The 14,819-nt window shown below is 70.1% G+C and carries 13 protein-coding genes; 4 read left to right on the top strand and 9 right to left on the bottom strand.

Features of this window, described 5'->3' with window-relative positions; translation table 11 throughout:
• Nucleotides 1-2 precede the first annotated feature (2 nt).
• Complete coding sequence (locus tag BM339_RS17615) at nucleotides 3-896, top strand: ABC transporter ATP-binding protein (protein WP_083597697.1); 894 nt, start codon at nucleotides 3-5, stop codon at nucleotides 894-896.
• A gap of 92 nt (nucleotides 897-988) precedes the next feature.
• Here the strand turns inward: BM339_RS17615 and BM339_RS17610 are convergent, their stop codons facing one another.
• The 7 genes from BM339_RS17610 to BM339_RS17580 form a co-directional block, all read right to left on the bottom strand.
• Complete coding sequence (locus BM339_RS17610) at nucleotides 989-2,752, bottom strand: ABC transporter ATP-binding protein (protein ID WP_075021538.1); 1,764 nt, start codon at nucleotides 2,750-2,752, stop codon at nucleotides 989-991.
• Complete coding sequence (locus BM339_RS17605; protein WP_075021537.1) at nucleotides 2,749-4,425, bottom strand: ABC transporter ATP-binding protein; 1,677 nt, start codon at nucleotides 4,423-4,425, stop codon at nucleotides 2,749-2,751. The genes BM339_RS17610 and BM339_RS17605 overlap by 4 nt, the downstream gene beginning before the upstream one ends.
• Before the next feature lie 206 nt (nucleotides 4,426-4,631).
• Complete coding sequence (gene mhpA, locus BM339_RS17600; RefSeq protein ID WP_075021645.1) at nucleotides 4,632-6,179, bottom strand: bifunctional 3-(3-hydroxy-phenyl)propionate/3-hydroxycinnamic acid hydroxylase MhpA; 1,548 nt, start codon at nucleotides 6,177-6,179, stop codon at nucleotides 4,632-4,634.
• A 5-nt stretch (nucleotides 6,180-6,184) separates the two neighbouring features.
• On the bottom strand, nucleotides 6,185-7,108 hold the full coding sequence (locus BM339_RS17595; protein ID WP_075021536.1) for a VOC family protein: 924 nt from the start codon (nucleotides 7,106-7,108) through the stop codon (nucleotides 6,185-6,187).
• A 2-nt stretch (nucleotides 7,109-7,110) separates the two neighbouring features.
• Nucleotides 7,111-7,359: a fumarylacetoacetate hydrolase family protein gene (locus tag BM339_RS51445; protein WP_256255386.1), complete on the bottom strand. Its 249-nt coding sequence runs from the start codon at nucleotides 7,357-7,359 to the stop codon at nucleotides 7,111-7,113.
• Nucleotides 7,328-8,128, bottom strand: a complete 801-nt coding sequence (locus tag BM339_RS17585) for a dienelactone hydrolase family protein (RefSeq protein WP_083597695.1) — start codon at nucleotides 8,126-8,128, stop codon at nucleotides 7,328-7,330. Before BM339_RS17585 ends, BM339_RS51445 begins: the two co-directional genes overlap by 32 nt.
• A gap of 33 nt (nucleotides 8,129-8,161) precedes the next feature.
• Entirely contained in the window at nucleotides 8,162-9,409 is a 1,248-nt protein-coding gene (locus BM339_RS17580) for a M24 family metallopeptidase (RefSeq protein ID WP_177287713.1), read from the bottom strand.
• Nucleotides 9,410-9,754: 345 nt separating this feature from the next.
• On the opposite strand from BM339_RS17580, the gene BM339_RS17575 reads away from it, so the two are divergent.
• The 3 genes from BM339_RS17575 to BM339_RS17565 all read left to right on the top strand — a co-directional run bounded on the left by BM339_RS17575 (nucleotide 9,755) and on the right by BM339_RS17565 (nucleotide 12,733).
• Nucleotides 9,755-11,125, top strand: a complete 1,371-nt coding sequence (locus BM339_RS17575; RefSeq protein WP_218163674.1) for an MFS transporter — start codon at nucleotides 9,755-9,757, stop codon at nucleotides 11,123-11,125.
• Between the two features lie 99 nt (nucleotides 11,126-11,224).
• Entirely contained in the window at nucleotides 11,225-11,680 is a 456-nt protein-coding gene (locus BM339_RS17570; protein ID WP_075021534.1) for a nitroreductase/quinone reductase family protein, read from the top strand.
• 168 nt (nucleotides 11,681-11,848) lie between these two features.
• Nucleotides 11,849-12,733, top strand: coding sequence for a MarR family winged helix-turn-helix transcriptional regulator (locus tag BM339_RS17565; RefSeq protein ID WP_075021533.1), 885 nt, complete (start codon nucleotides 11,849-11,851; stop codon nucleotides 12,731-12,733).
• A gap of 68 nt (nucleotides 12,734-12,801) precedes the next feature.
• On the opposite strand, the gene BM339_RS17560 is transcribed toward BM339_RS17565, so the two are convergent.
• Nucleotides 12,802-14,154: a CapA family protein gene (locus BM339_RS17560; protein ID WP_177287712.1), complete on the bottom strand. Its 1,353-nt coding sequence runs from the start codon at nucleotides 14,152-14,154 to the stop codon at nucleotides 12,802-12,804.
• Between the two features lie 22 nt (nucleotides 14,155-14,176).
• Entirely contained in the window at nucleotides 14,177-14,812 is a 636-nt protein-coding gene (locus BM339_RS17555; protein ID WP_083597693.1) for a nuclear transport factor 2 family protein, read from the bottom strand.
• Nucleotides 14,813-14,819: the final 7 nt, after the last annotated feature.

Genomic DNA, 14,819 nt, shown 5'->3' with positions numbered 1-14,819 from the left:
CCATGGCCGACCCCATGCACGACCCCATGCACGGCACGGCGAACGGCGCCGCCGGGCCGGAGCTGCGCGCGAGCGGCCTCAAACTGGCCTACGGCGGCGAGCCGGTGGTCACCGACCTGGATCTGGTCGTGCCGCCGGGCCGGATCACCGCCATCGTGGGCGCCAACGCGTGCGGCAAGTCCACGCTGCTCAGGGCGCTGGCGCGGCTGCTGGCCCCCAAAGGCGGCGCGGTGTACCTGGAGGGCCGCGAGCTACAGTCGATCCCCACCAGGAAACTCGCGCGCAGTCTGGGCATCCTCCCGCAGGGGCCGGTCACCCCCGAGGGGATGACCGTACTGGACCTGGTCAACCAGGGCCGCTCGCCGCATCAGACCTGGTGGAAGCAGTGGTCGAAGGCGGACCAGAGCGCCGTGTACGCCGCGCTGGCCGCGACCGGGATGACCGACCTGGCCCTGCGCCCGGTCGACCAACTGTCGGGCGGCCAGCGCCAGCGGGCCTGGATCGCGATGGCGGTGGCCCAGGGCACGCGGGTGCTGCTGCTGGACGAGCCGACCACCTATCTCGACATGGCACACCAGATCGACGTCCTCGACTTGGTCGTCGACCTGAACCGGCGCGAGGGCAGGACCATCGTGATGGTCCTGCACGACCTGAACCAGGCCTGCCGCTACGCCGACCACGTGGTCGCCATGAAGTCCGGCCGGATCGTCGCCGAGGGCGACCCCACCGAGGTCGTCACGGCCATCGCCGTCGAGGACGTGTTCGGCCTGCGGTGCCAGGTGACCACCGATCCCGTTAGCGGCACGCCGCTGGTGATACCGATCGGCCGCCATCACACGGCGGAGCACGAGCCGGCCGTTCAGCCCTCCGGCGGTCCGAAGGAGCAGCGCGACTAGGTCCCCTGGAAAGGGGTCAAAGATCAAGGGCAGGCCGCTTCGACGGCTGACATTCCCGACCGCCTGTGGCTCGGGCGGCCGCGGTCCGGGGCTCAGGTCTTGTGCAGGCGACGGCTGGACCAGGCGGACCAGAGTGCGGCGTAGCGACCTCTCGCGGCCACCAGGTCGGTGTGCGTGCCGGACTCGACGACGCGGCCGGCGTCCAGGACAACGATGCGATCGGCTGCGGCGGCCTGGGCGAGACGGTGTGCGACGACCAGGGCGGTCCGCCCCTCCAGCGCGGCCTCGGCGGAGTCCTCCAGGCTCCGGGCACCCGCGCTGCCCGCTTCAGCGGTCGCCTCGTCGAGGATGACGACCGGCGGATCGGCCAGCACGACCCGGGCGAACGCGAGCTGCTGGGCCTGCGCGATCGTCAGGGCGTGCCCGCCGTCGCCGACCGTTGTGTCCAGGCCGTCCGGGAGCCGCTCCACCCAGTCGAGCGCCCCGACGCGGTCGAGGGCCGCGCGCACCTGCGCGTCGGTCGCAGTGGGCTCGGCCAGCCGCAGGTCGTCGGCGAGCGTCCCGGCGAACACGTGGACCTCCTGGGTCACCAGGACGGCGGCCGGTGCGGGAGCCTCCGGGGCCGGCTCGACGCCGCCGACCAGTACCGACCCTTCGCTCGGCCGGTGCACCCCGGCGATCAGCTTGGCCAGCGTGGTTTTGCCCGCGCCGCTCACACCCACCAGCGCGACACGCTCCCCGGACGGGACCTCAAGCGTGACATCGTGGAGCACGGGGCGTCCCGGAACGTAGGCGTGGTTCAGGGCCGTCACCTTGACCGACGCGTCCCGCGGCGTCCCGGCCGTCGCGTCCCGGGACGGTTCGGGCAGGTCGGCGACGCCCACCAGCCGGGTCAGCCCCGCCGCAGCGGCCTGGGCGTCGTCCACCAGCGACAGCGCCATGTTGATCGGCCCGAACAATCCGTGGAAGTACAGGGCGGCGGCCGTCGCGGTGCCGACCGTCGCCGTCCCGTCGCGCACCATCATGAAACCGGCGACGAGCACCGCGCTCAGCCCCAGGTACTCCGCGATGTGCAGCCTGCTGTAGAACCGCGTCTGCAGGACGATGCCGCGCAGCAGCAGCTCCACCGCCGCCCGTGACCGCCCGCCCACCCGGTCCAGATGCGCCTCGGTCAGCCGGAACGCCCGGACGGTCGCGGCACCGTCGATCGTGCCGAGCAACTGGTGCTGCTGCGCCCCGACCGCGACCCGCTGCGCCGCGTACAAGGGCCCGGCCCGCCGCACGTACCAGCGGACGGTGTGCACCTGCACCGGCACGGCGATCAGCGCCGCCGGCAGGAACCGCCAGTCCAGCACGGCCAGGCCGCCCAGCGTCAGCCCGATCGTGATCAGCGACCGGACCATCGCCGGCATCGCCTCGCGTACCGCCTCGGCGATGACGGTGACGTCGTTGATGACCCGCGAGGTGAGGTCCCCCGACCCGGCGCGCTCGACCTGTCCCAGAGGCAGCCGCAAGGCGCGGCCCAGAAAGCGCTCCCGCAGCTCCGCCAGCGCGCTCTCCCCGGCCCTGGCCAGCTCCGCGATCCCGGCAGCCGACAGCGTCCCCTCACCGAGGGCGGCCACGACCAGCAGAATCGCCGGCCAGGTGATCGAGTCCGCACCACGCCCGTCGACGACCAGATCGACGATGCGCCCGACCAGCGGCGGCACCAGCAGGCCCGCCAGGACCCCCGCCACCAGAACCGCCAGCCCCGCGGCGACCCTCCAGGCCCGCGGCCGCAGCAGGCCACCGACGGCATGCAGGGTCCTCCGCCCGCTCGCGACCGGCAGCAGTGCGCGCTCCGTCGCCTCGCTCATGACAGGACCGCCGCTCGGTAGGGCGCATGCTCGGCCACAAGGGATCCGTGGACGCCCTCCGCGAGGATCGCTCCCTCATGAATCAGGACCACCCGGTCCGTAACGGCGAGGAGGGCAGGGCTCGTGGTGACCAGGATCGTGGTGCGGCCGCGGCGCAGCGCGCGAACCCCCTCGGCGATGCGGGCCTCGGTGACGGCGTCGATCGCCGTGGTCGGATCGTGGACGACGAGGACCGGGGGATCGGCGGCCAGGGCCCGGGCCAGCGCCAACCGCTGACGTTGCCCACCGGACAGGGACCGGCCCCGCTCATCGAGAACGGTGCCGAGGCCGGACGGCAGGACAGAAACGACCTCGTCGGCACCGGCCGCCGCCAAGGCGGCCTCCAGTTCCGTGTCCCGCCTGTCCAGCAGGTTGTCGCGCACCGTGCCATCGAAGAGACGGGCATCATGCGCGGCGACCAGGATCGCGGCTCGCAGCTTTTCGGGGTCCAACTCGGTCAGCGCCACCCCGTCCAGTTCCACCGAGCCCTCCTCCGGATCGGCGGCACGGCCGAGATGGGCCAGCAGCGAGGTCGCGGCGGCCGGATCGGTCGCCACGACACCGACGAACTCGCCGGTCGCGACGTCCAGGTCGATCCCGCGCATCCCCCTGCCGGACAGACCGCGCAGCGAGATCCTCCCGGTGGCCGGGTCCGGGACGGCGCGGGACCCGGGCGTCACGGCCGGAGGAGTGGACAGCACCTCGGCGATGCGCCCGGCCGACGCCCGGCCCTGCGCGAGCTCCCCGTTCACCCAGGACAGGTTGGTGAGCGGCGTGAGGAGATACTGGGCAAGCCCGGCCGTGGAGATGAGCTGGCCAACGGTGATGTGACCGTCGGCCGCGAGCCGGCCGCCGACCAGGAGGATGACGGCGAGGAACGCGCCATTGAGCGCGAGCGCCATACCCTCGTAGGCGGCCTCGGCCCGCACCGCCTTCACAGTGGCCCGCAACGACTCCTGGCTCGTCCGCCGGTAACGGCGCAGCGCGTGGTCCGCGGCACCGAGCCCCTTCAACACCCGGATGCCCGACACCAGGTCGGCGGCCACACCGGACGCCTGCGCGGCGTGCTCCTGCTCGGTCTCGCTACGCCGCTCCAGCGGCTTGCCGAGCCGGTGCGACGACCACAGCAGCGGCGGCGTGCCCAGCAGCACCAGCAGGCCGAGCGGCAGTGAGATCAGCAGCAGAAGTGCCGCGGTCAGCCCGAGGCCGGCGATGGCGGCGATCCCGGCGGGGACGGCCAGGTTCACCGCGCCGGCGCGGGCCGCGTCAGCGGTGGCGATGTTCACCAGGGCGCCCGGCAGCCGCCCGGCCTCCGCGCCGCCCCGATGGTCGAGAACCCGCCGGGTCAACGCCAGCCGCAGCTCGTGCGCGGCCTGCTCGGACGCCCGCTCCGCAGCGCGGTCGCCGAACCGGTAGCTGAGACTGAGCCCGACGTAGACCCCGCCGAGGACGCCCAGCCAAAGGACGAGATCACCGATCCCGCCCGCCACCGCCTGGTCGATCACCACGCCGATCACGAAGGGGACGAACGCCTCGCCCGCCTGATGGCCGGCGACCATCAGCGAGCTCGACAGGACGTTGCGACGCTGCCCGGCTATGGCCTGGACCAGGACTGCCCGCCCTGACTGAGACACCCACGACCTCCAGGGAGAGGCAGAATTTAGGTAAGGCTATCTTAAGTAAAGCGGAGGGTATTGGAGGGGTGAGGGCGGCGGAACAGACCTGTCACGTTCGACAGGTCCGCGAGTCTCACACCTCCTGAAAGGGCTCAGTGCCCGAAGGAACTTGCAGCTCATCCGAGCTCGGCTTTCGATCGTCCGCACGGCCGCATCATTGGGGGTCAGATCCGCAATTGGTCGCGTAGCTGGTCGATCAGAGCGCTCAGGTCGCCCGCGGTCGCAGCCGTTCCGTAGAGGTAGAAGTCGGGGCGGATGACGGCGGCGACGTGACCGTGTTCGCGGAGATGCGGCAGGTAGGCGTGGTCGAGGTCGGTGTCGGGTGTCAGCGGCACGACGGTGGCGCCGATGTCGGCGAGAACCGCCCGCCTGCTCTCGTCCAGTACGCCCTCGGGGGCCGGACCGTCGGTGAGGACGGTAAAGCCGAAGCCGGTGACGTCGTCGAGCAGGCCGCTCGCGCCGCCGTACCGTACGCGGTGCTGCGGTGTGAGGTGACCGACCGTGGGCAGGCGCACCCCGTCGGAGTCCTGCTGCAACACGCCGTCCCCGAGCACGGGCGGCGGCATCGGCGGCAGCACGGTGTCCGGGGCCGCGCCGCCGGCGATCATGCGGCGGTCGCGCTCCGCGGCCGCATCCTGGTCGAGCACGCAGATCACCTCGCCGAGAGCGATCGACATCCCGATCGCGTGCCGGACGTGTGCCCGCCGCTCGCTGGTATAGGTGTCGAGCAGGCCGGGCCGGGCCGTTCCGCGCAGGATCAGATCGAGCTTCCAGGCCAGGTTGATGGCGTCCCTCAGTCCCGAGCACATGCCCTGGCCTGCGAAGGGCGGCATCTGGTGGGCCGCGTCACCGGCGAGGAGGACGCGCCCGGCGCGCCAGTCGTCGGCCCAGCGGGCCTGGAACGTGTAGACGGTATGCCGTTCGATGGTGGTGTTGCCGGGGTGCCGGCCCCATGGTTCGAGGAGGCGCCAGGCGGTCTCCAGGGTGTTGAGCTCGTCGCTGGTCTCGCCGGGCAGCCGCATGAACTCCCACCGCCGCCTGCCCGGGCCGCCGGAGACGATGGTCGTGGGGCGCGCGGGGTCGCACAGCTGCCAGTTCATCGGGGACCATTCGCGCTCGTCATGCGGCGCGGTGTCGACGATGAGCCAGTCGTAGAAGAACCCGAGGTCGGTGACGGGGGTGTCCATGTGCCGGCGCACGAAGCTGTTCGCGCCGTCGGCGCCGATCACCCAGCGGGCGCGGAAGCGCCGGTGCTCGGCGACCGGTCCGGCCGCGTCCAACAGCACACCGTTCTCGTCTTGGACGAGCTCGACGACCTCGTAACCGCGAAGGATCTTCACGTGGGGCAGTGCCTCGACCCGTTTGGACAGCACTCGCTCCAGGTCGGGCTGGGAGAAGAAGTTCGCAGTCGGCCAGCCGCTGGGGCCGAGCCCGCTCCAGTCGATCCGGAGGAGCGCTTCACCCTCGGCGTTGCGCCACTCGTAGAAGTCGGGCACGGGGTCGGTGACCGCCATGACGTCATCGGAGACGCCCGCGGCTTGGAAGATACGGCCGATCTCGTGGTCGAAGTGGACCGCGCGCGGCTTGTCGTAGGGCTGCGACCAACGCTCCAGTACCAGGACGTCGTGACCTTGGCGGCCGAGCAGCAGCGCGAGGAGCTGCCCGACCGGACCGAATCCGACGATCGCGACATCATGCTCTTTCTCCGGCATCGTGCTCACCTCGCCTGGTGCGCGCCGGTCATCAGCGCTGCCAGGTCCTCCGGATGGAGGAACGACGGTGGTGGCGGCGGCCCCCAGCTGAACAGGCCCTTCGCGCCCTCCAGCGTCTCCGGCCGCCAGAGCTCGTCGGTGACGACGCAGTCCATGTCGGAGTAGTACTCGGAGAAGTTGCCCGCGGGGTCCTTCAGGTACCAGAAGAAGTTGGAACCGGCGTGGTGGCGGCCCAGGCCCCAGACGTGCCGTTCCGGGTCGCCCTCCAGCATGGCCGCGGCGCCGCGGCCGATCTCGTCGATGTCGTCGACCTGCCAGGAACTGTGGTGCAGGAAGTCGACCGGCGCGTCCAGCACGAGCACGTTGTGGTGATCGGTGGAGCAGCGCAGGAACGCGCCGCGGCCCGCGATCTCGTCGCTGGTCCTGAAACCCAGCCCGTCAGCGAAGAACCGGCGGGTCGTCGCGTAGTCGGTCGAGCCCAGCACGACGTGTCCCAGCTTGCGTGGCCGCACGGGGGTATCGCGCAGCACGCCGGGCGCCCGGCCGTCGGCCCGCTCGATCCGGCCTGGCCCGTTGTACGGGGTGGGCGGCTGCCCGGTCTGGACGATCCGCCCGGTGACGCGGACGGTCGCGCGGAACCCGGCGACCGGCTCCAGGGCGGTGATCGAGCCCCTGCCGCGGCTCACCGGAATCCCCAGCTCGCCCAGCCGGGCGGCGGCGGCGTCGAGATCGTCCGGGTGGTCAGCGCCGATCACCACCTCGGCCAGCCGGCGGGTCGGCGTCCGCACCAGCCGCAGCTGGCGTCCGCCGTCCCGGGTGGACAGCCAGCCGTCCGGCTCCGGGGCGAGCCCGAACTCCGTGTAGTAGCGGCGTGTTTCGGTGAGGTTGGGGACACCCACCGTGATCGAGGACAGCCCGTGCAGCGACATAACTACCTCCTGGGGGAAGATCGGGCGCTCAGTGGCCGGAGACCATGCGGTCGCGCATGGTCGCCGGGAAGCAGCGGCGTCACCGCCGACAGCCGGGCGATCAGCTCACCGACCGGGAAGACCACGTCCCGTGTCCGGCCCTTCTGCATCTGCTGCTCGCCGTTGACCAGGCAGCCGAGTTCGAAGTCGTCCGGGCGCCTCGACGGGTGAACGGTGAGGTCAGCGGGCCAGGTGCCGGATCGTGGCGTCACTGTCAGGTGCGGACGGAGCCTGGTCGAAGGCGCGCGTCCGGGGCAGGTGCTTGTCGAAGAACTCGAAGGTGCGGTCCCAGGCGAGGGCGGCCGCGCCGGCGTCGTACATGGCGGGGCGGGCGTCACAGGCGAAGGCGTGTCCCGCTCCGGGGTAGACGTGCTGTTCCGCCGGAACAGACGTGCGTGCGAGTGCGGCGTCGATCGCGGCGATCTGGTCTGCCGGGATCGTCGGGTCCTCGGATCCGACGTGCATCAGGATCGGCGCGTCGAGCCGATCGGCACGGTCGAGGACGGCGTGCGGGCCCGCGGCGATGCCCGGCCCGTAGAACACCACCGTGCCCGCGAGGCCGCCGATCGCCGTGGCCGCGGTGAACGCCGCCCGGCCGCCGAAGCAGAACCCGATGACGGCGATCCGTTCGGCGGGGATCCCGTCATGCACGGCGAGGCCGTCCACCACGGCCCGCACATCGGCGATGATCTCGTCGACGCCGATGGCTCCGATCAGCGGCATCGCCTCGGTGTGCCGGTCGTAGCCGAGCACGCCGACGCCGTTGCGGTGGAAGAGGTCGGGAGCGCATCCGAGGTGACCACGCCCGGCCATGCGACGGGTCACGTCCTGGATGTACTCGTTCACGCCGAACGCCTCCTGCAGGACGATCACGGCGGTGTCCGTGGCGCCGGCGGGCACTGCCCGGTAGACGTTCATGGCGCCGTCCGCCGTTTCGACCGACCGCCACGCGGTCGCGGAATCGGCCTGTATCTCGCTCATCGTTGCCTTTCGTGGAACGTGGGTTCGTGATGGTCACTCGTCGAGCACAATCAGTTCCCGCCGTCGCGTACCGAGCCGCCGGGCCCCGGCGTCGGTGACGACGATCGTGTCGCCCCAGGTGACGTCGTGCTGGCGCGCGAAGGCAGCCGGTGCCTCCGGCACCTGCAGGAACGGTTTGAGGACGAAGGTCGTGTTGGCCACGATCGGTTGCTCGGGCACGCGGGTCTCGTCCAGGCCCGGTACCAGCAACGGCCCGTCGTTGCCCAGCCCGCGCCCGTGCAGCAACGGGAACATCACCCCGTCGCCCCCGCCCGCGGCGGATTCGACGGCGGCGAGGACGTCGCCCCATCGCGCGCCCGGACGCAGGGCGGCCAGCGCCGCGTCGAAGGCGGCCGCGTTGCGGTCGAAGATCTCCTGAGCCCTGGCGCAGGGCGAGCCGATCACCATGGGCTGCGCGACCTGCGCCTGGTACCCGCGGATCTCGGGCATCAGCTCGGTGGACACGTAGGTTCCGCGCTCCAGAAGTCCCGGTGGCGTGGTGACGTACCGGTGCCGCGCCTCGCCCCAGGAGCCGGGTGCCCACGCCACGGCCAGTGCGTCGGCGCCGGCGCGCACCTGCGCGAGCAGCATCTGACCGAACACCTCGGCCTGCGGCACTCCGACGTCCGCCGTGGCGGCCATCGCCGCGAGCGATGCCTCGCCCACCCGGACACTCGCGGCGAGCCGGGCGATCTCCTCGTCGCCCTTGACGTACCGGGCGCGGCCGAGAAGATTGGTCCCGTTCACGACGTTTCCGGGGCCGACCGCCTCGGCGATACGCCGGACCGTGGTGTACACGGCATACCCGTCGGGTTGGCGCACGGACGACAGCGCATCGCCCTGCAGACCGGCGATCGCGGTTCTCCTGCCCACCAGACCACGGCTGCGCAGGACGTTCGCGGTCGTGCTGCCGTATTCGACGGCGCTGGAGCCGCGCTCGGTCGCGCTGAGGCGGTCCTCGATCCACTGTGGCCGTTCCACAGCGAGATTGCTCGATTCCCCACCGAGGATGAGGACGGGATCGCCCGCACGCGGAAAGATCGTCACTCCGGCCGTGTCCGCGATGTAGAGCGAGTCGGACGTGATCGACTCCGGCAGGACGATGAGCAGTTCGACGCCCTCGGCGTCCATCAGCTCCCGCAGCCGAGCCCATCGCCGATCGCGTTCGGCCAGGGTGAACATCGGCTCGTTGACCGGTGCCGGAATCCCCAGGATTCCCTGGACACCGCGTATTCCTTGCATGCGGTTCCTCTTCGTGAATGCCGTGATACGCGGCCGTGCGTCATGGCAGTGACCGGTGACTCCGGGGCCGCGCGCACACCCCCTGTGTCCGCCAGCGCGGACCGCTGAGCAAACTAGTCCGTATACGGACATAAAGAAGGCTATGCGTCACACCACGGCTCGTCAAGGGTATTGCGTGCCCTGTAGTGCTCAGGTACGTTGACTCGACCAAGTGGTCCGTATACGGACTATCCCTGGTCGGGGGCCGGACTGGCGGCTCGGCCCACCGTCGAAACCCACCCCGTGTCCGCCCTGAAGACCCTGGAGGGCTCGTCCATGCCCGCTACCGCAGCACCGCCCGATGCCGTGCAAAGACGTAATGTCCGCACGGCGGCCGCATCGGGATTCTTCGGTACGACTCTGGAGTACTACGACTTCCTCATCTACGGGACCGCCGCCGCACTCTTCTTCGGCGAGGTCTTCTTTCCCGACCCTTCGTTGGGGACGCTCCTGGCGCTGGGCACCTTCGGTGTCGCCTACGTCGCCCGTCCGTTCGGTGCGGTGCTCTGGGGGCACCTCGGCGACAAGGTCGGTCGCAAGAAGATCCTGCTGGCGATCCTGCTCACGATGGGCATCGCCACCTTCCTGGTGGGGTGCCTTCCGAGCTACGCGGCGGTCGGCGCCACGGCCCCGGTGCTCCTGGTCGTGCTCCGGGTGATCCAGGGGCTGTCCGCCGGCGGCGAGCAGGCCGGATCGGCGCTCATCGCCTTCGAGCACGCACCGGACCGCAGGCGTGCCTGGTACACCAGCTGGACGCAGAGCGGGTCCCAGTTCGGAAACTTCGTCGCGAGCGTGGTGTTCCTGCCGCTGACCGCTCTGCTGTCGAAGGACGCCATGCTCGCCTGGGGATGGCGGATCCCGTTCTGGGCGAGCGCGCTGGTCATCGCACTCACGTTCGTGCTGCGTCGCAGACTCGTCGAGCCGGAGGTCGGCGGCCGGCGCGCGCCGGACGCGTCGACGGTAAAGGTCCCGCTGGTCGAGGTGTTCCGGGGGCATTGGCGTGCCGTGCTTCGCGTCGTGGTGTCCGGGCTGTGCCTCACGCCGGCCGGCATGGTCTACGTCTTCGGCCTGTCCTACGGCACCAACGTGATCGGGCTGAGCAGGTCGCTGATGCTGATCCTCGTAGCGGGTTCCGCGCTGGGGATGAGCATCACGATCCCCGTCTTCGCGATGCTGTCCGACCGCATCGGCCGCAAGCCGGTCTTCCTGATCGGGCTGGCCGGTTGCGCGGCACTGATCCCGCTGTGGCTGGGAGCCGTCCACGCGGGCGAGTGGCCGGTGATCTACCTCGCCGGATTCGTTCTCATGGACATCTTCCTGGCGATGACGACGGCCATCCTCCTCGCCGCCTTCTTGGAGATGTTCCCCGCACACATCCGGTTCTCCGGTATGGCTGTCAGCTTCATGATCAGCATCGTGCTGACCGGGCTCCTTCCGGTCATCGCCCAGTCGCTCGTCCACAACGATCCCGACAACTGGGGACAGGTCGCCTGGCTGTTCGCGGGCCTGCTGGGCGCCGCCGCCGTCGCCGTCCTGGCCGGGCCGGAGACCCATCGCGTACCGACTCTCCAGCTGGGGATCACGGGCACCGGACGCGCCAAGCCGGAGGCCCGGGGGGCCGGCACCCGAACGGCAACGGAGGTGCAGGCGTCACCGGTGGAGCCTCCGCCGGCCTGAACCCCGAGTGTTCGTGAAGTCGTTCATGGGGGCCACCTAGTGGCCCCCATGAACCTCGGGCACTATTGATGATAGTAACGATACGGAGCAAGGAGCGTCATGACCGACCTGCGCGACGTGAAAGAACACAAGGACTTGGCGAACGTTCCTGATCTGAATGCACAGGTCATCGCTGATTTCCGCGCGAACGGAGGGCGTGTCGGCGGCCCCTACGAGGGTGCGCGGATCATTCTCGTGCACCACGTGGGAGAGAAGACGGGCACGCAGTACGTGAGTCCGATGACGTACTTCCCCCAGGACGACGGAAGCATCGTCGTCGTCGCCTCCAACCGAGGGGCACCGAAGAACCCCTCGTGGTACCGCAACCTGATGGCCAACCCGCGGACGGAGGTCGAGGTGGGCGTCGAGAGATTCCCTGTCATGGCAGAGGAGATCACCGGAAAGGCGCGGGACGCCGTCTGGGCGCAAGTCGTGGCCCAGATACCGGCTGTCATCGAATATCAGAAAAAGACGAGCCGTATGATTCCTCTACTTCGATTCGTCCGGCTTGACTGATCATGACAGGCGGGATCGCATAAATCGGCGGAGCCATCAGACGGTCGGCGTGCTGTGCCAACTGTAGGTACACGGACCATCGTTGCTATACTCGCAGGCACTCGTGGAGGGAGTGCTTCTTTGAGTGCTCGCGGTATTGACCGACCGCAGGGTGGTGCGGTCAGCCCGATGCCTTTGGTGTCGATCCCCGGCCATCTCATACGACGGGCCCAGACCGTTCACAACGTGTTGTGGGGCGAGCTGGTGCCCGGGGAGCTCACCGGGCCTCAGTACGCCGTGCTGTCAGTGCTCGCGGCCTTTCCCCGCTCCGATCAGCAGCAGGTCGCGAGGCTGGCATCGCTGGACAAGTCGTCGACGGCGGATGTGGTGGCCAGGCTGGCCAGGCAGGCGTGGATCAAGCGAGAACGGAGCGATGCGGACGGCCGCCGCTACCTGCTGACGCTGACATCGGCCGCGGCCCTCGCGCTGTCGTCCATCACCCCGAAAGTCAGCGCCGTTCAGGACGCCTTGCTGGCGCCCGTACCGGCGCCGCGCCGCGCCGCCTTTTCACATGGGCTGGCGGCCGTCGCCCGGCTGTCCGAGCATGAGCTGCATGCCGGGCGCCGAGCCGATTACCCGATTCTCGAGTTGTCCGCGCCCGGCCACCTGATCCGCTGCGCTCAGCAGGTGCACACCGCGTACTGGGCTGAGATCATGGACGGTCGGCTGACCGGCCCGCAGTATGCGGTGCTGCACGTGGTCGGAAGGTGGCCGGGTATCAACCAGCGCCGGCTCGGCGAGCTGGCGGCGCTGGACAAGTCCAGTACGGCCGACATCGTGAACAGGCTCGCGCGCAAAGGGTGGATCGACCGCGAGCGAGACCCGGAGGACGGTCGCGGCCGGATCCTCAACCTGACATGCGACGCGATGACCTGGCTCAAGGATGTTCATCCCAAAGTCGAGTCGGTCCAGCAGCGCCTGCTGGAGGCGCTGCGCCCCAATGATCGGACGGGTTTCGTCCGCGATCTCGCCCGCGTGGCGTTCCAGGGCGAGCCGCCTGACGAGGCCACCTAGCGTGGCGTCCGCCCGGCCCGGGCGCGGGCCGGGCGGACGTGCTCCAGAAGAGGCCCCACGGTCGCGCGTCAGGAGAGCCGGATGACCCCGACCCGGCCCTCGATCGAGATCTTCGTTCCGAAGGGCTCGGAAAGCCGCTGCAGCCGCTGCAGGATGCTGAGCGCCTCGGCGGGGGACGGCGTTTCGGGATAGCCCCGGTCCGCCAGCCTGCGCTGCTGCCCGAGGTCGACAGGATGGAGCCTGACCTCCGCCAGCCGGTTGCCGCGGAAGCGGGACTCGGCGATGACACTCTGGTAGACGGTGCGGTCGCCTGCGTAATACGCCCACCACTGTTCCCAGTATTCGGCGACGGTCTCCCGCTTCGCATCGAATCCCGCGGGAACGGTATCAGCCAGCAGATCAACCTGTTCGAAACCGCCGAATAGGTCGCCGAGCGAATAGAAGATCGGCCGGCCATTGTAGATCTCGATTCCCAGCAACACGTGGGGACCGTGTCCGATGACGGCATCCGCGCCGTTGTCGATCGCGGCCCTGGCCATGGTCTGCAAGAAGTCCGGGGGCTCCTGGCTCGGCCAGGCGCTGCCGTCGCCGCTGCGCACCGGGTTCTCGCTACTGGGCTCCTCGTGATTGTGCACCGACACCACCAGGAAGTTCGCCCGCTGCTTGGCCTCCCGGATGCTGCGCAAGATATCGATCTCGTCGTCGGGGTTGATCTGGAAAACGGTTCCGGGTTTGTCGCCGACACGGAACAGATTGCCGCGGAACCTCAGCTCATCGCCGCCGGGCGGCGCACTGAACCGGTATCCGCCCGCACTGTGCTGCGTTTCGATCTCGCGAAGAACCCCGAACTGCTCGCGGGTGACGATGTCGATCGGCGTGGTGTGCAGGGCGCTCACCCCCGGGACGGCGGGAGTGAGGCCGAGCGCGTCCATCGCGGCGCTGCTCTCGCGGAAGGTCGCGGTGAAGGCGACCAACGCGACCCGGCCCTTCGGCGACGCGAAGAAGGCGGGAGCCCGCGCGGCCGCACGCGTCTCACCGAAACCTGCGGAGCAGATGCCCGCCGCGTCCAGCAGGCGGATGGTTTCGCGTGCGCCCTTGGGTCCCCAGTCGACCGCGTGGTTGTTGGCGAACCCGACCATGTCGAACCCCCACCCCTTCAGGAACCGGGGGAGTTCGGCGGGTACCGAGACCAGCGGCCAGCCGGGGCCCCCGCCGACCGGCTCGTGTCCGGGTTCACGCAGGTCGATCGCCGGAGCCTCGAAATTCGCCACTGTCGCGTCCGCGGATCGGAGCAGGCGCACGAGTTCCCGGTTGCGCTCATGGACCGCCACCGTCCCCGGCGAAAGCAGGTCGCCGGCGGCGGCCAGGGTGAAATCGTCATCGACGTTGGTGGCGATAGAGGGTCCGTCTGGTGGTGTCACAGAGCTCAAAGCGAGACCCCTTTCAGGAGAAGAACCACTGCCGCTGCGCGGAGAGCAGCGACTCGATCAGATCGGGCCGGTCCGACCCGGGCAGATCCGGTGCGATGGGATGACCTGCGGCCGATAGCAGCAGCGCCAGGTACTGATAGCTCGCGCGCCGTGGGCGGGGCGACTCCGGGAGGGGGAGCGGTGCGCCGGGCTCGACGGCCGAGATGCCGTCCCGGAAGTAGATCATGTCCATGCCGGCGATCAGCCAGCGACCGCCGACCAGCTCAGCGCGCCAGCACAGCCGGCCGCGGCTGACCACGTCCACCGGCACATCGCCCAGTACCCCGCGGACATGGACGGCACAGCCGGCGTCCGCCAGCGCGCGGTGGCCACGGACCAGCACCGAGATCGCCCCGATCTCGTGGAACGACGGGCTGCCGCCGCGTGCGCTCCGGGCGCGGGCGCTTTCGACGAAGTCGTCGGCACGGCCCTGGAACCAGGACACGGAGATCCTGGCATCGGGCGCGAACAGCGACGCCATCACATCCCATTGCCCGAGATCCTTGGCGGCCCGCTCGGCGAGCAGAGCCGTGCGTATTGCGGCCGCCTCGGCTTCCAGGCCCTGCTGTTCCGGTAGCCGAGGGTCGAGTAGGACCGATGTCGTGCACATGGCTACC

Origin of the sequence: Actinomadura madurae, from assembly GCF_900115095.1 — a bacterium.
GTDB lineage: Bacteria > Actinomycetota > Actinomycetes > Streptosporangiales > Streptosporangiaceae > Spirillospora > Spirillospora madurae.
The sequence above is the reverse complement of the archived record's forward strand: the minus strand, read 5'-3'. Positions and strand labels throughout refer to the sequence as shown.